The sequence below is a fragment of the Methylopila sp. Yamaguchi genome (assembly GCF_002897035.1).
Taxonomy (GTDB): Bacteria; Pseudomonadota; Alphaproteobacteria; order Rhizobiales; family Methylopilaceae; genus Methylopila.
Genome location: NZ_BAUX01000017.1, coordinates 1 through 18,037, shown reverse-complemented (window position 1 = coordinate 18,037; position 18,037 = coordinate 1). Strand labels below are relative to the sequence as shown.

Below are 18,037 nucleotides of genomic sequence, written 5' to 3'. Positions count from 1 at the left end.
CTTCAGCGAACGGCCGGGTCGCGACGTGACGCCCCGCACGGGACTCGAGCGCGCAATCCGGCCTTTTAGCGGGTTGTTTTAACGTGGCGGCAAGCCGGCCGGCCCAAGGAGCCACGGAGATCGGCGTCGGTCGTACTGCGGAGGTGCGCCAGCGTCAACGTTCGCGTAAACGGGTCAGATATGCCGGCCGCCGGCGAGACAGCGAAGGGTCCGCGACGTGGAATTGAGGGATGAGCGCCGCGGGGGAATTCTGCCGAGCCAGGCGATCGAGCGACTGATCGCCGATGGCGGTCTCGTTCTGGACGCGCGGGCCGCGGACGACCAGATCCAGCCCGCGAGCCTTGACCTCCGGCTCGGGCCCGTCGTTCACCGGGTGCGCGCGAGCTTCCTCCCCGGCGCCGGCCGCACGGTGGCCGAGCGGCTCGACGAGTTCCGGCTTCACACCATCGACCTCCGCCAGGGCGCCGTGCTCGAGACCGGCTGCGTCTACATCGCCCCGCTGATGGAGAGCCTCGCGCTGCCCGCGGACGTCGCCGGGGCGACGAACCCGAAGAGTTCGACTGGCCGCCTCGACGTCTTCACGCGCGTGATCGCCGACGGGGCGCGCGCCTTCGACGTCGTGCCCGCCGGCTATCGCGGACCTCTTTTCGCGGAGATCAGCCCGCGCACATTCCCCGTGTTGGTGAGGACCGGCTCGCGCCTGTCGCAGCTTCGGCTCCGCCAGGGCGAGGCCCGGCTCGACGACGCCGCGCTGGCTGCGCTGCAGGCGACGAGCCGGCTGATCGACACCGACGCCCCCGACGTGCGCGGCGGGGTCGCGGTCACCGTCGACCTGCTCGGCGCGGACGACGCAATCATCGGCTGGCGCGGCAAGCGCCACACCGGCGTCATCGACGTCGACGCCCGCGCCATGCAGGACGTCTTGGAGTTCTGGGAGCCGATCCGCGCCGGGCGGTCCGGCCTCGTGCTCGATCCAGGCCAATTCTACATCCTGGCCTCGCGCGAGGCGGTGCAAGTGCCGCCGGACCATGCCGCGGAGATGACGCCGTTCGATCCGCTCGTCGGCGAGTTCCGCGTGCACTACGCCGGCTTCTTCGACCCCGGCTTCGGCCACGTCGAGGGCCGCGGCGCCGGCGCGCGCGCCGTGCTGGAGGTGCGGAGCCACGAGGTGCCGTTCATCCTCGAGCACGGTCAGAACGTCGGCCGCCTCGTCTACGAGCGCATGCTGGAGCGACCCCGCACGCTCTACGGCGAACTCGCGACGTCGAACTACCAGGGCCAGGGCCTGAAGCTGTCGAAGCACTTCCGCGCGCCCTGAGTGGGGAGACGCCGACGCGCCAGGCGTCAGGACAGCATCGGGTCGACGATCGCGCTGAAGCGCTCGAGGGTCAGCGCGCCCTGCTCCTTTCGCCCACCGCTGAAGAAGAAGGTCGGCGTGCCCGTCACGCCCGCTGCGGCGCCGCCGCGCGCCACCGTGTTGACGTCGTCGAGCAGCTTCTGGTTGGAGAGGCAGGCCTCGAAAGCCTCGTTGGTCATGCCGACCTGCCTCATGACCCGCTTGAGCTCCGCGACCGGATCGGGCGCATGGGCCCAGGTTTCGGAGCTGCGGTAGAGCAGGTCGATCGTCGAGTACCAGCGATCCTGCGGGGCGCAGCGCGCCAGCATGAAGCCGCCGGCCGCGAGCGCGTTCGTCGGGAACTCCCGCATGACGAAGCGGATCTTGCCGGGATCGACGTACTTGGCCTTGATCTGCGGCCAAGTGGTGAGGTGGAAGTTCAGGCAGTGATGGCAGGTGATCGACGCGTATTCGATCACCTTCACCTTCGCGTCGGCCGGTCCGAACGCTTGTTCCGGCAGCGGTCCCGGATTGGCGAGCGCGGCCTCCCCGACGGTCTGCGCCCGCAGCGGCGCCGCGCCCAGAGCCAGGCTCAGCGGGGCCGCGCCCATCGCGGCGAGCAGCGTCCGGCGGCTTTGGCTGATCATATTCGTCCTCCCCAATTCCTTCACGCCGCACGGTGGGGCCATCACCCGGCGCAGGTTCAAGGGCATGGGGATCACGAAAAGGCGAGCGACTTGGCGAGATTGCGCGGCCGCGGTCGCTACGGCGGCGAACCGCCGCGCTTCACGTCTTCGAGCGGTCATCCGGCGCCGCGACGCGGCGTGCTATCCGAGGCGGTCGGCGCATCGCCGATCGTCATCAACTCCGGAACCCGACCTTGTCCGCTGAAAAGCCTCTGTCCGCAGGCCGCCTGCGTCCTCTGCCGCTCGTCATCTTCAGCTCGCGCTGGCTCCAGCTGCCGCTCTATCTCGGCCTTATCCTCGCCCAGTGCGTCTACGTGTTCCAGTTCCTGAAGGAGCTGTGGCACCTCGTGAGCCACGCCACCTCCTTCACCGAGCAGCAGATCATGCTGACCGTGCTCGGTCTGATCGACGTCGTGATGATCTCGAACCTGCTCGTGATGGTGATCGTCGGCGGCTACGAGACCTTCGTGTCGCGCCTCGGCCTGGCCGGCCACCCGGACCAGCCGGAATGGCTCAGCCACGTCAACGCCGGCGTGCTGAAGGTGAAGCTCGCCATGGCGATCATTGGCATTTCTTCGATCCATCTGCTGCGCACCTTCATCGAGGCCGGCAAGATCGGCGTGCCGGGCGGGCTGACCTCCGAAGGCGTGATGTGGCAGACCATCATCCATTCGATCTTCATCCTCTCGGCCATCGGCATCGTCTTCGTCGACAAAATGACCCAGCAGGAGCATTGAGCGGCGCGCAGGCGCCCCGCGCGCCGCGGCGCCGGGTTGATCCCGCCCAGGCGATCAGGCGATCACTCCTGCGGTTCACCCGCGCCGCAGGAGACCCGGAGCCATGACCTCAGCCCGCCTCTCGTCCGCGGCCATCCTCGCCGTGCTCGCCTTCGGCCCGATCGCCGCGAAGGCGCAGGACGCGCCCGACGTCTGGAGCTCCGGCTACCAGATGGGCGCGCACTGGGCGGCGGTCTCCACCAAGAGCGGCGACGTGCTCTCGTTCTCCTGCGGCGAGGGCGGCGGACCCCACGTCCAAAAGGGCGCCTCGGCGCGCGTGGTGCTGGCCGCGATCAAGGGACGGGCCGCGTCGCGCCGGAACGTCGAGGCGCAGTTCGTCGCCGAAGGGCTGACGCTCGCCTTCCCAATGACTGCGGCGGAGAGCGAACTGACGCTTGGCCCAGGCGCCGATCCCCGCGCCCTGGCCAAGCTCCTGGGCGCGCTTCGGACCGCCAAAACGGCGTCCGTCGCAGTCGAGGGCGTGGCCACGTCCTTCGCGTCCAAGGGAGCGAGCGAGGCGCTCGAAGGCGTCGCCGACTGCGCCAAGACGCAGGCGAAACCGTAACAGGCGGCGCCCTTACTCGGGCTGGGCCGACCTTTCGCCCCAGCGCTCTTCGAACACTACGTCTTCAAGCGGCGACCGCCGCGCCCAGCGCCGCGCCTCAAGCTCGGGCCGGACGAAGAGTTCGTCCACGTAGCCCACGCAGAGATAGGCGACGACCACCGCGCGCTCCGGTACGCCGAGGAGGGGCTTCAGGTCCTCGGGGTCGAAGATGCTGACCCACCCGACCCCAATCCCCTCCGCCCGCGCCGCGAGCCACAGGTTTTGCACGGCGCAGACCGCGCTGTAGAGGTCGGTGTCGCGCTGGTGCGTGCGGCCGAGGACCTGCGGCCCGCCGCGGTCCCGGTCGCAGGTGACGCAGATGTTGAGGGGCGCGGTGAGGATGCCTTCAAGCTTCAGGCTGCGGTAATGATCGCCCCGCGCGCCCTCGAACCGTTGGGCGGCCTCCGCGTTGCGGCGCGTGAACGCGTCGTGGACGCGGGCGCGCGTCTGCGGGTCCCGGATGAGGATGAAGTTCCACGGCTGCATGAGCCCGACCGAGGGCGCGGCGTGCGCGGCGGCCAGGATGCGCCGCAGGACGTCGTCCGGCACGGGGCGGGCCGCAAACTCGTTCCGGACGTCGCGGCGGGTTTCGATGGCGCGGTAGACGGCGGCCCGCTCGGCTTCGGAGAACGCCCCCGCCGGCGCAAGGTCTGAGGTCTTATCGCCTTGCGGCAAGGGCCTCGAAGACGTCATGGCGAACGACATCGCTTTCGCTCCTCTTCAGCGAATGCAACGCCCCTCCCGCCGTCCGCGCGGTCATGGCTCTGGCGTCCGGCCGGTCTTCTGGCTCGGGATCGTCCCGGGAGCGGCGCCTTCCCGGCCCTGTCGGCCAGTGGCGTCATGCCGTCCCGGTCCCCCTCACAGCGTCGGGCACGCCGCGGGTTCGCACCGCGTTTCCGATTCTCCCACTCGCGCGGGCACCGAACGAGGCGGATGCTAGCTGGACATGCCGCAGCGGCCAACCCGCCGATGGTCGCGGACCCGGCGCGCCGCACGTCGAGCGGCGCGCTTCACAGGGGCCGTCGTGCGGCGGGAAGGAATAACCACCCGCAGCACGAAACGTTCGCTGGCGGCTTCAGGACGCCGGGACGGTTACGCCCGCCGTGCCCCTGTCGTTCGGGCAATGCGGATGCCCGTTCGTGTTGTCGAAGATCAGCTTGTCGGCGACGTTGGTCGGCGTCCTCGCCAGCCTGTTCCGCGTGCGAAACGCCGTTGAATGATCGGCGCAGGCCGTGTCTCCCGACAGGCCGAGACCGCCGACCGCCGTGTTGCCGCTGTAGAGACCGAGGCCGCCGCCGAAGGTAATCGTGCCGCCGACGCGCTTGCCGATCAGCGGGTCCTCCGGCGTGCCGAATTTGGCGTAGTCGCCGTCGTAGACGGCGTCCCCGTCCAGCGGGTTGCCCGCCGCCAGACCGAAGAGGGGATTGCCGCCGCTCGGGCTCCCCTGCACCCAGGGGTAGAGCATCGCCGTCGAGATCGGCGCCCCGTCGAGGCTGAGGCCGTTCGCCGTGAAGGCTTTGGCGGCCGCGATCTGACGGCTGAGCAGCCATTGGGAGCTGACGGTCGGGCCCGAATAGGCGACGGCGCACACCGTTCCGCTGCGGTTCACGACGACGGCCCAGTAATGGTTGTTCAGGCCGGTGGTGTCGACTTCATCGGCCTGAAGGAGCGCTGATTTCAGCGCCGCGTGAGTGACCGGGCAGTCTTCGGCTTGAGCCGCGCCTGCACCTGCGAGGGCGGCGAAGCCAGCCACAGCTATCGCGCACGCGAACGTGCGTCCGATCTTCTGAAAGTTCATGACGTTTCCCCAGAAGAACTGTTGTTGGTTTAAGACCTGATGTCGAGGCGAGGCGCAGTTAGAAGCACACCGACGCACAGAGCCGACCATGAACAATCATGTCGACTCCGCATCTCAACAATTCACGCAACAATTCGGGGGATATTCATCAGCCGGAAGGATATCCAAACAACGGCCAATTTAGGGAGGGAAGCTCTGCACGCTGCTTTTGTCAATCGAAATTGGTAGCGAGCGACCCTCGACCGGATCTGTCGGGGAGACCGAGTTTCTCCGCCTACGAAACGTCGTTTGCGTCTGGCTTACCGCCGCCGGCGCGCTTCCAGATCTGCGTGGCGGATCCGAAAGCGTCGCCAAGCGCAAGATTGCCGCTGGGGAGCGCGGTCGCGCTTTCGCGGAGTCGAAACCCGCGCCCCCCTGGCCGGAGCGGCTTACGCTACGAAGGATCCCCCGAGTTCGTCCTCGATGTGGGCCCGGACGATCGCCTCGAAGCTGTCGTCGGCCTTGAAGCCAAGCACGGCGGCGCGCTTCGCCTCGAAAGCTTCCGGCCAGCCGGAGACGATCTTCAACACGGTCGGGTCGGGCTCGCGCTTGATGCGCGAGGCGACCGCGTCGCCGGCGACGGCCTTCAGCCCCTCGATCATCTGGCCGACCGTGACTTCGACGCCCGGCAGCGTGATGTTGCGACGCGGGCCGACCGCCGCGCCGTCGATCTCCGCGGCGTGGATCAGGAACTGCACCGCGGCGCGGGGGCTCGCAAGCCAGTGGCGCACGTCGTCGCCCACCGGCAGCACCGCCTCGATGCCCGACAACGGCTCACGGATGATGCCAGAGAAGAAGCCCGAGGCCGCCTTGTTGGGCGCGCCCGGCCGCACGACGATGGTGGGGAAGCGCAGCCCGATCCCGTCCACGAAGCCCTTGCGGGTGTAGTCCGCGAGCATGAGCTCGCAGCAGGCCTTCTGCGCGCCGTAGGACGTCAGCGGGGTCAGGTGGAAATCGTCCGGGATGTAGTCGGGGAACGGCGCGCCGAACACGGCGATCGACGAGGTGAAAACCAGGCGGGGGACGTAGTTGGCGTGGCGGATGGCCTCCAGCAGGTAGCGGGTGCCGTCCATGTTGATGCGCCACCCCTTGTCGAAGTCGGCCTCGGCCTCGCCAGAGACGATCGCCGCAAGATGGAAGATCACGTCGGGCTTGTCCGCGACGAGGAGCGCCCCCGTCGTCGGCTCGGAAAGATCGGCCGCCGAAACGTTGACGGGGAAAGCCGCTCCCTCGGGGGCCTTGGGCGCGATCACGTCGACCAGGTCGAGCCGCTCGATGGTCCGGCCGGCCAGAGCGCCGTTGGCGACGAGCTTTTCGGTGAGCTTGCGGCCGACCATGCCGGCCGCGCCGATGACGAGGATATGCATCGTGTCTTTCCTGACTCTTGCGCGGGCCGCCTAGATGGCGAACCCGCCGTCGACGAAATGGAGATGGCCGGTGACGAAGCTGGACTCGTCGCTGGCGAGATAGACCGCGAGCGCGGCGACTTCGCGGCCCTCGCCAAGCCGGCCCATGGGCTGACGGTCCACGAAGGCCTGCCGCACCTCGGCCAGCGGCTTGCCTGACGCCGCCGCCTGTTCGGTCATGCGCTGCTCGAGCGATGGCGACTGGACCGTCCCCGGGCAGATCGCGTTGGCGCGCACGCCGGAGCGCACGAAGTCGGCGGCGACCCCTTTGGTGAGGCCGACCACCGCGGCTTTGCTGGCGTTGTAGACGTAACGGTTCGGCACCGCCTTCGCCACGCCAGCGACCGAAGCCACGTTCACGATCGAACCCCGCCCGCGCTCCAGCATGCCGGGCAGCACGGCGCGGATCGTCCGATGCATCGAGCGCACGTTGACGTCGAAGGCGAGATCCCAGTCGGCGTCTGAGCAGTCGAGGATCGAGCCGGCGTGAACCACGCCCGCCGCGTTCGCCAGCACGTCGAAGGGGCCATGCGCGGCGACCAGCGCCTCCACGGCCGCGCCGTCGCGCACGTCGAGCGCGGAGGTCGCGACGCCTGCGAGATCCGCAAGCTTGGCGGCGTCGAGATCGGTCGCCACCACCTCCGCGCCTTCGGCGAGGAACGCCTCGGCGATGGCGCGTCCGATGCCCTGCCCCGCCGCCGTCACCAGCGCGCGTTTGCCCTTCAGCCTGTCGGCCACCGTCGCCTCCCTCTCAAAGCTTCGCGCGGATCTCTTCGAGCCGGCGCGTCTGCCGACCCTCCGCATCGAAATTGGCCGGCTCCAGCCAGCGTTCGAAAGCCGCCTTCACGCGCGGCCACTCATCGTCGGTCATCGCGAACCAAGCGGTGTCGCGGCTCCGGCTCTTGACGATCATGTGCTTGCGGAAAACACCCTCGAAGCGGAACCCGAAACGGACAGCGGCCGCGCGCGAGGGCGCGTTCAGCGCGTCGCATTTCCATTCGTAGCGCCGGTAGCCGAGATCCTCGAAGACGTGCCGGGCCATGAGGTACATGGCTTCCGTGGCCGCGGGCGTGCGCTGCAGGAGCGGCGAGAACAGGATCGAGCCGACCTCGATCACGCGGTGGTTCGGCTCGATCCGCATGTAGGAGGCGCGGCCGAGCGCCCTGCCCGTCGCCGCGTCCCGGATGGCGAAAAAGACGGGGTCGACGAGGCCGGCGGTCTTGGCGAATTCCGCGGAAAGCGCCTCCTCCGAGGCGAAGGGGCCGTTGAACAGGTAGGTCCAGAGCGCCGCGTTCTCAGGGCCGGAGACCACTGGGAACAGATCGGCTGCGTCCTCGCCCGGGTTCGGCGGGGTGAGGCGGACGAATCGTCCCTCGAGCGTGGTCGCCGCCGGACGCGTCGCCGGCTCCGCATAGGAAACGGCGGGCCCGACGGGCTGTTCGGCTGACGGCATGACGGCGACCTTGGCGCGAAGAGGGCGTTGTCCGCGCCCCCACACGCTTCAGTGGTTGTCGCGCGGCACGCCCATGGACTGGGCGACGCGTTGGTACTTCACCGCCGGCTTCAGCACCATGCCATTGTCGAACTGGTCGACCATGCTGCGCTGGATCTCCTGCCACGGCGTCTGGTGCCGCGGGATCGGAAAGCCGCCCTTGGCTGCGAGCTCCGCGCGTCGGCGGTTCAGCTCCTCGGCGGGCAGGAGGATGTTCGCCTCCCCCTTTTCGAGGTCGATCCGCACTCGGTCGCCGGTCTGCAGGATCGACAGCCCGCCGCCGGCCGCGGCTTCCGGCGAGGCGTTCAGGATCGAGGGCGACCCGGAGGTGCCGGACTGGCGGCCGTCGCCGATGCAGGGCAGCGCGTGGACTCCCCGTTTGATGAGCTCGGCCGGCGGCTGCATGTTCACCACCTCAGCCCCGCCGGGATAGCCGATCGGCCCCGTGCCGCGGATGAACAGCATGCAGTGCTCGTCGATCTCGAGCGACGGGTCCTCGATGCGGTGGTGGTAATCCTCGGGCCCCTCGAACACGATCGCCCGGCCCTCGAAGGCGTTAGGGCTCTCAGGGTTCGACAGGTAGCGCTCGCGGAACTCGTCCGAGATCACCGACGTCTTCATGATCGCGTTGTCGAAAAGGTTGCCTCGCAGCACCAGGAAGCCGGCTTCGCGCTTCAGGGGCGCGTCGAACGGCATGATCACGTCGGCGTCGAGGGTGAGCTTGCCGCGGCAGTTGTCGCCGATCGACCGGCCGTTGACCGTCAACGCGCCCTCGTGGATCAGCCCCTGCTCCATCAGGGCCGCGACCACCGCCGGCACGCCGCCGGCGCGGTGGAACTCCTCACCGAGGTATTTGCCGGCGGGCTGGCAGTTCACCAGCAGCGGCACCTTGTGGCCGTAGGTCTCCCAGTCCTGCACGTCGAGCTCGACGCCGATGTGGCGCGCGATGGCGTTGACGTGGATCGGGGCGTTGGTGGAGCCGCCGATCGCGGAGTTCACCACGATCGTGTTCTCGAACGCCTCGCGGGTGAGGATGTCGGAGGGCTTCAGGTCCTCCCACACCATGTCGACGATGCGCTTGCCGGTCTCGTAGGCGATCTGCCCGCGCTCGCGATAGGGCGCGGGGATGGCGGCGCAGCCCGGCAGCGTCATGCCAAGCGACTCGGCCAACGCGTTCATGGTCGAGGCGGTGCCCATCGTGTTGCAGTGGCCGACCGAGGGCGCCGAGGAGGCGACGAGCTCGATGAAGCCGTCGTAGTCGAGCTTGCCCTCCGCCATCAGCTGGCGGGCGTGCCAGACGATGGTGCCCGAGCCGGTGCGCTCGCCGTTGAACCAGCCGTTGAGCATGGGTCCGCCCGAGAGCACGATCGCGGGGATGTTCACTGTCGCCGCCGCCATGATGCAGGCCGGCGTGGTCTTGTCGCAGCCGGTGGTCAGCACCACGCCGTCGAGGAAATAGCCGTAGAGCGTCTCGACCAGACCGAGGTAGGCGAGGTTGCGGTCGAGAGCCGCTGTGGGGCGCTTTCCCGTCTCCTGGATCGGGTGCACCGGAAACTCGAAGGCGACGCCGCCGGCAGCGTTGATGCCCTCCCGGGTGCGCTTGGCGAGTTCGATGTGGTGGCGGTTGCAGGGGCTGAGATCCGAGCCGGTCTGGGCGATGCCGATGATCGGCTTGCCGGATTGCAGCTCCTCGCGCGTCAGCCCGAAGTTGAGGTAGCGCTCAAGGTAAAGCGCTGTCATGCCAGGGTTTTCGGGATTGTCGAACCACAGCTGCGAGCGGAGCTTGCGCTTCTGGCCGGGCTTCAGCAGATGGACGTCGTCGCCAGTTTCGGCATGGCCGTCGATGCTGCCGTGCCCGTTTCCGCCCTTGCCGTTGCTGGCCATGTCGCCGCGCTCCCTCAAACTACGCGCGCGGCGTCTTGCGCGCCGCATCACGTTTCGAATGGCTTCAAAGTGGGCGGAGAATGCTCCGGCCACGGCGACGGATCAAGGGCAATCGAACAAAAGTTCGGTTTCTGAAAACAAGTCTCGTGCAGCGGTGCTGGAACGAAAACGCCCGCTCCCTTGCGGGAACGGGCGTCAACTTCAGGCGACACGCAGGTTAACGTGTCCGGCCCATTGGTGAACCAGAGGTCAACCGCGGGTGTTCGTCGGCCCGAGCGGCTTGCCGTCCTTCGATCGGGCCTGATCGCTCGGGGCGCCCCGGTCGAGACGAGTCTCGTCGGCCGCCTTCTGGTCCTGCAGGAAGGTCCGCCCATTGGTGGACTGGGCGCCGGTGATGTTGCCGCCGGGAGCGGCTTCCGCGGCGCCGGTCGGCGCGCCCGGGTCCATACGAGTCTGGTCCGCCTGGCTCTGATCGTTCAGATAGGTCTGACCGTTGGTGGACTGGGCGCTGTTCGGGCTCTGCGCCATGGCGGCGGGAGCCACCGCGAAGGAAGCGGCGATGAGGCCCGCGAACAGGCCGTGAGCGATCTTGGTCATGTCAAAGCTCCTTAAGAGAGTGAGTGGTCGCGTCGGCAGGTCGCACTTGCAGATCAAGCCGCAGAACGGCGCTGTCCGTCGTGCCGACCTTCAGCGAATTCTTCGATGATCTTGGCGTTGAACGCCGGAATGTCGTTCGGGTTCCGCGAGGTCACGAGGCCCTGATCCGTCACGACTTCCTCGTCCGATACGATCGCGCCGGCGTTCTTCAGATCCTGCTGGATCGACTTGAAGCCGGTCATCTTGCGGCCCTTCACCAGCCCCGCGCTGATCAGCACCTGCGGGCCGTGGCAGATCGAGGCGACCGGCTTGCCGGCTTCGAAGAAGCCGCGCGCGAAATTCAACGCCGTGTCGTCCACGCGAAGCGCGTCGGGATTGAACAGGCCGCCGGGGATGAGAAGACCGTCGAACGATCCGGCGTCGGCGGAGCCAAGCTCCTGATCGACTTTCACTTTCTGGCCCGGCTTGTCGTGCTCAAAGCCCTGGATCTCGCCGGACTTCGGGCTGACCACCGTGACCACGGCGCCGGCCTCCTTAAGGGCCTTCACCGGCTCAGTCAGTTCAACCTGTTCGAAACCGTCCGTCGCGAGCACGGCGATGCGACGCCCGTCGAGGCGATTGGCCATGATGAAACTCCTTGAATTATCTGCGTAAGAACGCTTTGAAGCGCGTCCGCGGCGCGTTACGCGCTTGTTGCGAACACAACCCAGAGGGGCGGGCGATCGTTCCCGCTCTCGCCATGCAAGCGAGCATTTCAGTGATGCGTACGAACGCCCTCACCACGGTCGCGGCCTTCGACCGCATCGGCGAGGAGAACGCCTTCGCCGTGCTGGCGCGCGCGACGGCGCTGAGCGCGCAAGGCCGCGACATCGTGAATCTCGGGATCGGCCAGCCGGACTTCCCGACGCCGCCGCATGTGGTGGAGGCGGCGGTCAAGGCGCTGCGCGACGGACATCACGGCTATACGCCGTCGGTCGGCATCCTGCCGTTGCGCGAGGCTGTGGCCCGCGACCTCGACCGCCGCTTCGGCGTCGCCGTCGATCCGGACCTCGTGATGATCGTGCCGGGCGGCAAGGTGACGATGTACGCCGCCATCCGCCTGTTCGGCGAGCCGGGGGCGGAGATCCTCTATCCCGACCCCGGCTTCCCGATCTACCGCTCCATGATCGAGCACACCGGCGCGACGCCGATCCCGGTCCCGGCGCGCGAGGAGAACGGCTTCGCCTTCTCGGCGGACGAACTGCTGGCGCTGATCACGCCGCGGACCCGGCTGGTCGTCATCAACTCGCCGGCGAACCCGACCGGCGGCGTGACGCCGGCCGAGGAGATCGACAAGCTGGTGAAGGGCCTCGAGGCCCATCCGCATGTGGCGATCCTCTCGGACGAGATCTACGACCAACTGGTCTTCGACGGGCTCGAACACCGCACCCTGCTCAGCTACCCCGAGATCCGCGACAGGCTGATCGTGCTGAACGGTTGGTCCAAGACCTACGCCATGACCGGCTGGCGGCTGGGCTGGTCGATCTGGCCGAAGACGCTTTACGAGGACGTCCGCAAGCTCGCCGTCAACGCCTGGTCCTGCGTGAACGCCGCGACCCAATATGCCGGGATCGCGGCGCTGGACGGCCCGCAGGACGCCGTCCGGCACATGCGCGCGGAGTTCGACAAGCGTCGCGCTGTGGTGACCGAGGGCCTGAACGCCCTTCCCGGGGTCAGCGCCGTCACGCCCAAGGGCGCGTTCTACGCGTTCCCCAACATCTCCGCGACCGGCTGGAAGGCGAAGCCGCTCGCCTCCGCCCTGCTGGAGCAAGCCGGCGTCGCCGTCATCGGCGGACCCGATTTCGGGGTGTACGGCGAGGGGTACATCCGGCTGTCCTACGCCAACTCCGCGGAGAACATCGCGCGCGCGCTGGAGCGGATGCGGGCCTTTCTGAGCGAGCGCACGATCTGAAGCGAAATTCTAAAACGACGGCCGCCGCTTTGGACTTTTTATGGTACGGTCCAGACCTCAGACATCCGAGGGGGTACCGGATCCGTGAAAACAACCATCATAGCCGTCGCCGCAACGCTGGCGGCGGCGACGGCATCGCCTGTCGTCGCCGCCGAAGACGGAGTCGTGACGCTCAGCGCGAAGGCCGCCGCGGCGGCCCCTAAGCCGACGCTCAATCAAAGCCGTCCCTGCGGCACGGAAGCGGACCAATCTCTCTGTGTGAGGATCCTCGCCGGCGACTTCGAGCCCAAGACCCTGCCGGATTACCGCGTGCGCTTCGCGGCGCCCGGACGCGCAATGGTCACCTGGCAGGGCAACGTCGGGTGCTCCTACAAATCCAGAACGTTCTACGGCAACGGATTTTCGCAGTCAGTCTACGAATACTACGTGCACCTTGCATTGAAGAATGACGCCTCCGCCTTCGTTGGCGGCGCTCCGGGCTCCACCACCGTCGGCGCCAAGGAGGATCTGCTGAACGGGCAGTCAAACGTGCCGCCGCCCAGCGTGCGGCAGATCGTTTATCTGCCAGTGACGCTGTCCCGCGTGTTCAACGTGGCGGCCGGCGTTCAGACGTACCGTGTCCTCGTCGTGCCGGACTTGCGGCAGTACGAGGACATCTCGTGCAGCATCACGGGCGGGACGACGATCGTGCAGTACACGCCGAACTGACGCGGCCGCCGGGGTCGGTCTTCAGCGATCCGGCCCCGCGCCGCCAAGGTGTCGGAAGCCCCTCCGCAGGCAGGTTACTCGCGGGGGCGCGGCGTCTGGGCCTCGTCGCCCTGATCCGTAAGAGGTCCCGGAAATTCGCCCAGGTTTTCCTGGAGCGACGCTTCCTCGATCGGCTCGCCACGCTCGGCCGGCGTCACGACGCCGTCGGCAAGCGGGTTTGGCTCCAACCCGGCCTGCGGGTTGGACTCAAGGGCCGCAAGCTCCTTCGCCCGCTCCAGATAGTCGTCCTCGCGGCCCTCGGGGGAACCAGCGTCGATCCAAAGCTTGCGGGCGCGTTCGCGCAGCTTCGGCGTCACGGGGGTCTCGGACATGGTCTTCCTCGCAGGCTTGTGAATGTGGGAGGCAACTCTGCGCGCCGCCGCTTAGTTCCCCATTGATCGAACGCACAGCCGCAACGAAAAAGGGCCCGAAGCAGCGCTTCAGGCCCAAATCCTCGATCGCGAAGCGATCGATCAGTAGCGGTAATCCGGGCGACGGCGCGCGCCGCGCTGCGCGATCTTCTTGGTGATCCAACCCATGAACAGCGCTTTCAGAATGTTCTTCAGCATCGGTGCCTCCGTGTAACTCTTGAAGGCACAACCGACGACACAGGCTCTTGGTTCCTTTGCGTCAGCTCTGTCGCCGATCGACCGTTCAACACGCCGTTACCGTCAGCCAAGCGGCGGCAGGTCAGCCTGCGGTGACGCCGCTCGCCTTGGCCTGCGCCGCCGTCGCCTCCAGATGCGCGACATGGGCCTCGTCCAGCTTCAACTTGGCGGCGAGCGCCTGCAGGAAGTATTGCTCCGCCGGCGTGTCGGGATCGATCGCGAGCCGCGCCGCCAGCCAGACCTCGGAACCCAGCTCCGGCCCTCTGGCTTCCGCCGCGATGGCGTCGAGATCGTCGGCCTGGCCGAGGTGCTCCAGCAGAAACTCCTCCTCGTTCGCCTCCGCGCCCGCGGCCTTCAGCGCTTCCTTGATCTTCCCGATCTCCTCGCGGTCGATCCTGCCGTCGGCGCGGGCCGCCGCGATCATCGCGCGGATGAGAAGCAGCCCGAGCTTCTGCTCGTCCGCCGAGGTGGAGGGGCTGAACGGGGTCTCGGTGGGCGGAGGCAGCACCTCGATCGGCGCCGACTGCGGCTGGGTCTGGTGGCCGGGCGCCTGGGGATAGGGGTACGGCGCGCCCGGCGCGGGGGCCTGATTGGCCTGGTAGTTCTGCCACGCCTTGTAGGCGAGGCCGCCAAGGATCGCGAGGCCGCCGAGCTTCATGGCGCTGCCGCCGAGCGCGGGCCCCTTCTTGGAGCCCTTGCCGCCGAGCAGCACCGAGGCCAGCGTGCCGGCGATCGCGCCGCCGGCGACGCCGCCGAGGTTGCCCTTGGCGAGGCCTTCGACCTGCTTCATCAGATCGCCGGATCCGCCGGCCGACCCCTTCCCGCCCGGAGCGGCCGGGCCGCCCATGCGCTTGAGGATGTCGCCCATGCCGCGGTTCGAACCGCCGCCGGAGCCGAGAAACTGGTCGAGAATGGATTTGGCGTCGAGCACGGCAGGTCTCCGATCGGCGTCATGATGCCGTTCGGAGGTAGGGTCGCGGCCCGCGGGCCGCAAGCGGCGGCCGCGGCCGTCAGCGCGCCTTGAGCTTCGAGGCTTCCTGCGCCAGCGCCTGGATGCCGGCCCAGTCGCCGCGCGCGATCAGGTCCGCCGGCGCGACCCAGGAGCCGCCGACGCTGACGACGTTCTTGAGGGCGAGGTAGCTCGGCGCGTTGCCGAGGTCGACGCCGCCGGTCGGCACGAAGTGCAGGTTCGGCAGCGGGGCGAGCAGCGCCTTGAGATAGGCCGGGCCGCCGGCCGGGCCGGCAGGGAAGAACTTGGCGAAGTTCGCGCCGCGCTCGGCGAGCTGCATCGCCTCGGAGGCGGTGGCGACGCCCGGCAGGAACGGCACGGGCGCCTCGCTGCCGGCGGCGATCAGCCGGGAGCTGACGCCGGGGCTGACGAGGAACTCCGCGCCGGCCTGGATCGCGGTCTGGACGTGCTCGGGCTCGAGCACGGTGCCGGCGCCGACGGTGACGCCCTCGACTTCGGAGACGATCGCCTGCAGCGCCTCCAGCGATTTCGGGGTGCGCAGCGTCACCTCGAGAACCGGCAGGCCGCCGTCCCGGAGCGCCTTGGCGGTCGCGACGCCGCTCGCCGCGTCCTCGAACGTGAGCACCGGAATGACGGGAGCCTGGGCCAGGATCGCCGCGAGGCGTTCGGTCTTGGCGAGCGTGAAAGACATGAGCATCTCCTCGCGGGGGGCGTAGGTGACTTTCGGCGCATGCTGCATCGCGCCCAAGCGTCGCCACGTCAAGTTTGGCGCAGGGATGCGCCGCTCGCATGACGGAGGATCCGCCGCTATGGTCGCTCTCGGCCCCACGTTCGCCGCACGAGAGACCCGCATGACCCGCCACCTCGACCTCGACGCTCTGGCGACCTTGGCGGCGGTCGTGGACATGGGCGGCTTCACGGCCGCGGCGGGGCGGCTCGGCCGCACCCAGTCCGCCGTCAGCGCCAAGATCGCGGCGCTGGAGGCCGAGCTCGGCCATCGGCTGATCGAGCGCGGGCGGGCCGGCGCCATCGCGACGCCGGCCGGAACGGAGCTGCTCGGCTACGCGCGGCAGCTTCTCCAGATCGAGGACGAGGCGCGGCTGGCGCTGGGCGGCGAAAGTCTGGGCGGGCGGGTGCGGCTCGGCATCCCCGACGACTACGTCGAGCCGTTCGGCTCGCTGCTGCTGCGGCGGTTCATGACGACCCACCCCAAGGTGCAGCTCGACGTGCGCTGCGAGATCAGCCAGCGGCTGGAGCGCGACCTCGCGCAGGGCGCGATCGACGTCGCGGTCATCACCCGCGACCCCGAACGCCCGACCGGCGAGTTGCTGCGCTACGAGCCGCTGGTTTGGTGCGCGCCGCCGGACCACCGCCCGGAACTGGTCGATCCGCTGCCGCTCGCGGTGTTCAGCGAGGGCTGCCGCTTCCGGAACGTGGTGCTGGGGGCGCTCGAGACCTCCGGCCGCCCGTGGCGCATCGCCTATGTCTCGTCGAGCCTGCAGGGCGTGCTGTCGGCGGTCTCGACCGGCTTCGCCCTCACCTGCGTCGCCGAAAGCTCCGTGCCCGGGGGCTGGCGGCGGCTGGGGGCGGCGGAAGGCCTGCCGGATATGCCCGCGGCGGAAATCGGGCTCGTGGTGCGGCCGGACGCGGGGGTGGCGTCGCGCACGCTCGCCAGCGCGATCCGCGCCACGCTCGCGCGCCTCGACCGGGCGGCCTGACCCGCGCATGCTGATCGGAATCGACTGGGGCGGGACCAAGATCGAGGCGATCGCGCTCGACGAAGGCGGCGCGACGCTGCTCCGGGAGCGCGCGCCAACGCCCCAGAACGACTACGAGGGCTGCGTCTACGCCGTGGCCGCCCTCGTCGCCCGCTTCGAGAGCGCCCTCGGCGCGACGGGCTCCGTCGGGGTCGGCATGCCGGGCTCCCTGTCGCCTGCCACCGGGCTGCTGCGCAACGCCAACTCCACCTGGCTGAACGGCCGCCCGCTGAAGCAGGACCTCGAGACCGCGCTCGGCCGCCCGGTGCGGCTGCAGAACGACGCCAACTGCCTTGCGGTGTCGGAGGCGACCGACGGCGCCGCTGCGGGCGCGGCGGTGGCTTTCGCCGTGATCGTCGGCACAGGCTGCGGCGCCGGCGTCGCGATCGGCGGGCGGCCCTGGACCGGCCGCCAAGCGATCGCCGGCGAGTTCGGCCACAACCCGCTGCCCTGGGCGAGCGGGAGCGCCGAGGCGCCCGGCCCGCTGTGCTGGTGCGGCCAGCGCGGCTGCGTCGAGACCTTCGTGTCCGGCCCCGGTTTCGCCCGCGCCCACGCGCTGACGACGGGCGTCGCCATGAGCGCGGAAGCGGTGGTGGCTGCCGCGCGCGGGGGCGACGCGGACGCGGCCGGATCGCTCGCGGTCTACGTCGACCGGCTCGGCCGCGCGCTCGCGACGGTGGTGAACCTGCTCGATCCCGACGTCATCGTGCTGGGCGGCGGCATGTCGAACGTCCCGGAGCTCTACGAGGCGCTCCCCGCCGTGATCGCCTCCCGGGTGTTCTCGGACGGCTTCTCCACCCCGATCCGGCCCGCCCTGCACGGCGATTCCTCCGGCGTCCGCGGCGCGGCCTGGCTGTGGAAGCCATGAGCGCCGCGCCCAGCCCTGAGGAGGGACGCTGCGAGCGCCGCCTCTGGATCGCGGCCTACGCCGTGATCATGGTCGTGCTCGCCGCCGGCGCGGCGCGACGGATCTGGGCGCTGTGGTGACTCAGCGGGTCAGCAGCGTGGCGATGTCGACGAGGTTGACCACGAGCCACATCCCGACGCCCCATGAGGCGAGCATCGCGATGGAGCCGCCGTATTCGGCGAAGCGGCGGCGGCGCTCGAAGCGTGCGATGGCCGGGTCGATCATGGCTCTAAATCCCCCGGAGCGCGCGTCCCCTCAGGCGCCGCCCCATGTGTGTCGGAAACGCGGCGGCGGGCGTCTGGTTCCCGGCCGATTCACCATAGGAGCTGCGGCGGCATGAGCGGCTATGAGAGCGGGCCCCTGTTTCTCGGCGTCGACGGCGGCGGCACCCGCTGCCGCGCCCGGGTGCGGGACGCCGCCGGCCGCCTCGTCGGCGAGGGCCTTTCCGGGCCCGCAAACGTGCGGCGCGGGGCGCGGGC

General features: G+C 69.2%; 21 protein-coding genes, 1 pseudogene and 2 riboswitches. Of the genes and pseudogenes, 9 read left to right on the top strand and 13 right to left on the bottom strand.

Going from position 1 to position 18,037, the window contains the following annotated elements:
- Positions 1-45 precede the first annotated feature (45 nt).
- Positions 46-125, bottom strand: a riboswitch (SAM riboswitch).
- 92 nt (positions 126-217) lie between these two features.
- Positions 218-1,318, top strand: coding sequence for a 2'-deoxycytidine 5'-triphosphate deaminase (locus METY_RS17255; protein ID WP_103122627.1), 1,101 nt, complete (start codon positions 218-220; stop codon positions 1,316-1,318).
- A 26-nt stretch (positions 1,319-1,344) separates the two neighbouring features.
- Here the strand turns inward: METY_RS17255 and METY_RS17250 are convergent, their stop codons facing one another.
- On the bottom strand, positions 1,345-1,983 hold the full coding sequence (locus tag METY_RS17250; protein WP_103122626.1) for a thioredoxin domain-containing protein: 639 nt from the start codon (positions 1,981-1,983) through the stop codon (positions 1,345-1,347).
- Between the two features lie 233 nt (positions 1,984-2,216).
- On the opposite strand from METY_RS17250, the gene METY_RS17245 reads away from it, so the two are divergent.
- Both METY_RS17245 and METY_RS17240 read left to right on the top strand, forming a co-directional pair.
- Positions 2,217-2,759 carry a TIGR00645 family protein gene (locus METY_RS17245; RefSeq protein WP_103122625.1) on the top strand — a complete coding sequence of 181 codons (543 nt, stop codon included), beginning with the start codon at positions 2,217-2,219 and terminating at the stop codon, positions 2,757-2,759.
- A gap of 103 nt (positions 2,760-2,862) precedes the next feature.
- Positions 2,863-3,363, top strand: a complete 501-nt coding sequence (locus METY_RS17240) for a hypothetical protein (protein WP_103122624.1) — start codon at positions 2,863-2,865, stop codon at positions 3,361-3,363.
- 12 nt (positions 3,364-3,375) lie between these two features.
- Here the strand turns inward: METY_RS17240 and bluB are convergent, their stop codons facing one another.
- The 8 genes from bluB to METY_RS17200 form a co-directional block, all read right to left on the bottom strand.
- Positions 3,376-4,107 carry a 5,6-dimethylbenzimidazole synthase gene (bluB, locus tag METY_RS17235; RefSeq protein ID WP_103122623.1) on the bottom strand — a complete coding sequence of 244 codons (732 nt, stop codon included), beginning with the start codon at positions 4,105-4,107 and terminating at the stop codon, positions 3,376-3,378.
- A gap of 51 nt (positions 4,108-4,158) precedes the next feature.
- Positions 4,159-4,342, bottom strand: a riboswitch (cobalamin riboswitch).
- Positions 4,343-4,477: 135 nt separating this feature from the next.
- Complete coding sequence (locus METY_RS17230; RefSeq protein ID WP_244593721.1) at positions 4,478-5,290, bottom strand: heme-binding protein; 813 nt, start codon at positions 5,288-5,290, stop codon at positions 4,478-4,480.
- Between the two features lie 338 nt (positions 5,291-5,628).
- Positions 5,629-6,606: a D-erythronate dehydrogenase gene (gene denD / locus METY_RS17225; protein WP_103122622.1), complete on the bottom strand. Its 978-nt coding sequence runs from the start codon at positions 6,604-6,606 to the stop codon at positions 5,629-5,631.
- Between the two features lie 30 nt (positions 6,607-6,636).
- Positions 6,637-7,383: an SDR family oxidoreductase gene (locus METY_RS17220; protein ID WP_103122621.1), complete on the bottom strand. Its 747-nt coding sequence runs from the start codon at positions 7,381-7,383 to the stop codon at positions 6,637-6,639.
- 13 nt (positions 7,384-7,396) lie between these two features.
- Entirely contained in the window at positions 7,397-8,098 is a 702-nt protein-coding gene (locus METY_RS17215) for a GNAT family N-acetyltransferase (RefSeq protein ID WP_103122620.1), read from the bottom strand.
- 48 nt (positions 8,099-8,146) lie between these two features.
- On the bottom strand, positions 8,147-10,021 hold the full coding sequence (locus METY_RS17210) for an IlvD/Edd family dehydratase (protein WP_244593716.1): 1,875 nt from the start codon (positions 10,019-10,021) through the stop codon (positions 8,147-8,149).
- Between the two features lie 249 nt (positions 10,022-10,270).
- Entirely contained in the window at positions 10,271-10,618 is a 348-nt protein-coding gene (locus tag METY_RS17205; RefSeq protein ID WP_103122619.1) for a hypothetical protein, read from the bottom strand.
- Between the two features lie 53 nt (positions 10,619-10,671).
- Positions 10,672-11,244, bottom strand: a complete 573-nt coding sequence (locus METY_RS17200; protein ID WP_103122618.1) for a type 1 glutamine amidotransferase domain-containing protein — start codon at positions 11,242-11,244, stop codon at positions 10,672-10,674.
- Between the two features lie 134 nt (positions 11,245-11,378).
- Here METY_RS17200 and METY_RS17195 point away from each other — a divergent pair, with 134 nt between their 5' ends.
- Both METY_RS17195 and METY_RS17190 read left to right on the top strand, forming a co-directional pair.
- Entirely contained in the window at positions 11,379-12,569 is a 1,191-nt protein-coding gene (locus METY_RS17195; protein ID WP_103122617.1) for a pyridoxal phosphate-dependent aminotransferase, read from the top strand.
- A gap of 84 nt (positions 12,570-12,653) precedes the next feature.
- On the top strand, positions 12,654-13,277 hold the full coding sequence (locus METY_RS17190; protein ID WP_146035748.1) for a hypothetical protein: 624 nt from the start codon (positions 12,654-12,656) through the stop codon (positions 13,275-13,277).
- Between the two features lie 74 nt (positions 13,278-13,351).
- Here METY_RS17190 and METY_RS17185 read toward each other — a convergent pair whose 3' ends face one another.
- The 3 genes from METY_RS17185 to eda form a co-directional block, all read right to left on the bottom strand.
- On the bottom strand, positions 13,352-13,648 hold the full coding sequence (locus tag METY_RS17185) for a DUF2934 domain-containing protein (RefSeq protein WP_103122615.1): 297 nt from the start codon (positions 13,646-13,648) through the stop codon (positions 13,352-13,354).
- A gap of 358 nt (positions 13,649-14,006) precedes the next feature.
- Complete coding sequence (locus tag METY_RS17180; protein ID WP_103122614.1) at positions 14,007-14,855, bottom strand: tellurite resistance TerB family protein; 849 nt, start codon at positions 14,853-14,855, stop codon at positions 14,007-14,009.
- Between the two features lie 79 nt (positions 14,856-14,934).
- Positions 14,935-15,585 carry a bifunctional 4-hydroxy-2-oxoglutarate aldolase/2-dehydro-3-deoxy-phosphogluconate aldolase gene (gene eda / locus METY_RS17175; protein WP_200819724.1) on the bottom strand — a complete coding sequence of 217 codons (651 nt, stop codon included), beginning with the start codon at positions 15,583-15,585 and terminating at the stop codon, positions 14,935-14,937.
- Positions 15,586-15,745: 160 nt separating this feature from the next.
- On the opposite strand from eda, the gene METY_RS17170 reads away from it, so the two are divergent.
- From METY_RS17170 to METY_RS21630, 3 genes are read left to right on the top strand one after another with little or no spacing between them, the layout of a single operon-like run.
- A complete protein-coding gene (locus tag METY_RS17170) occupies positions 15,746-16,612 on the top strand; it encodes a LysR substrate-binding domain-containing protein (RefSeq protein ID WP_244593715.1) in 867 nt (288 codons plus the stop codon).
- A gap of 7 nt (positions 16,613-16,619) precedes the next feature.
- On the top strand, positions 16,620-17,519 hold the full coding sequence (locus METY_RS17165; protein WP_103122611.1) for an ROK family protein: 900 nt from the start codon (positions 16,620-16,622) through the stop codon (positions 17,517-17,519).
- Positions 17,516-17,638: a hypothetical protein gene (locus METY_RS21630; RefSeq protein WP_255401000.1), complete on the top strand. Its 123-nt coding sequence runs from the start codon at positions 17,516-17,518 to the stop codon at positions 17,636-17,638. Before METY_RS17165 ends, METY_RS21630 begins: the two co-directional genes overlap by 4 nt.
- A gap of 1 nt (position 17,639) precedes the next feature.
- On the opposite strand, the gene METY_RS21125 is transcribed toward METY_RS21630, so the two are convergent.
- On the bottom strand, positions 17,640-17,783 hold the full coding sequence (locus tag METY_RS21125; protein ID WP_160147381.1) for a hypothetical protein: 144 nt from the start codon (positions 17,781-17,783) through the stop codon (positions 17,640-17,642).
- A 111-nt stretch (positions 17,784-17,894) separates the two neighbouring features.
- Here METY_RS21125 and METY_RS21485 point away from each other — a divergent pair.
- A pseudogene (locus METY_RS21485) lies at positions 17,895-18,037 on the top strand (N-acetylglucosamine kinase); the annotation flags it as partial.

Coding starts and splice junctions, on each gene's coding strand:
- METY_RS17250 (WP_103122626.1), bottom strand. CDS start 1,983: ATGATCAGCCAAAGCCGCCGGACGCTGCTCGCCGCGATGGGCGCGGCC.
- METY_RS17240 (WP_103122624.1), top strand. CDS start 2,863: ATGACCTCAGCCCGCCTCTCGTCCGCGGCCATCCTCGCCGTGCTCGCC.
- bluB (WP_103122623.1), bottom strand. CDS start 4,107: ATGTCGTTCGCCATGACGTCTTCGAGGCCCTTGCCGCAAGGCGATAAG.
- METY_RS17230 (WP_244593721.1), bottom strand. CDS start 5,290: ATGGTCGGCTCTGTGCGTCGGTGTGCTTCTAACTGCGCCTCGCCTCGA.
- denD (WP_103122622.1), bottom strand. CDS start 6,606: ATGCATATCCTCGTCATCGGCGCGGCCGGCATGGTCGGCCGCAAGCTC.
- METY_RS17215 (WP_103122620.1), bottom strand. CDS start 8,098: ATGCCGTCAGCCGAACAGCCCGTCGGGCCCGCCGTTTCCTATGCGGAG.
- METY_RS17210 (WP_244593716.1), bottom strand. CDS start 10,021: ATGGCCAGCAACGGCAAGGGCGGAAACGGGCACGGCAGCATCGACGGC.
- METY_RS17205 (WP_103122619.1), bottom strand. CDS start 10,618: ATGACCAAGATCGCTCACGGCCTGTTCGCGGGCCTCATCGCCGCTTCC.
- METY_RS17200 (WP_103122618.1), bottom strand. CDS start 11,244: ATGGCCAATCGCCTCGACGGGCGTCGCATCGCCGTGCTCGCGACGGAC.
- METY_RS17195 (WP_103122617.1), top strand. CDS start 11,379: ATGCGTACGAACGCCCTCACCACGGTCGCGGCCTTCGACCGCATCGGC.
- METY_RS17185 (WP_103122615.1), bottom strand. CDS start 13,648: ATGTCCGAGACCCCCGTGACGCCGAAGCTGCGCGAACGCGCCCGCAAG.
- eda (WP_200819724.1), bottom strand. CDS start 15,585: ATGTCTTTCACGCTCGCCAAGACCGAACGCCTCGCGGCGATCCTGGCC.
- METY_RS17170 (WP_244593715.1), top strand. CDS start 15,746: ATGACCCGCCACCTCGACCTCGACGCTCTGGCGACCTTGGCGGCGGTC.
- METY_RS17165 (WP_103122611.1), top strand. CDS start 16,620: ATGCTGATCGGAATCGACTGGGGCGGGACCAAGATCGAGGCGATCGCG.
- METY_RS21630 (WP_255401000.1), top strand. CDS start 17,516: ATGAGCGCCGCGCCCAGCCCTGAGGAGGGACGCTGCGAGCGCCGCCTC.
- METY_RS21125 (WP_160147381.1), bottom strand. CDS start 17,783: ATGATCGACCCGGCCATCGCACGCTTCGAGCGCCGCCGCCGCTTCGCC.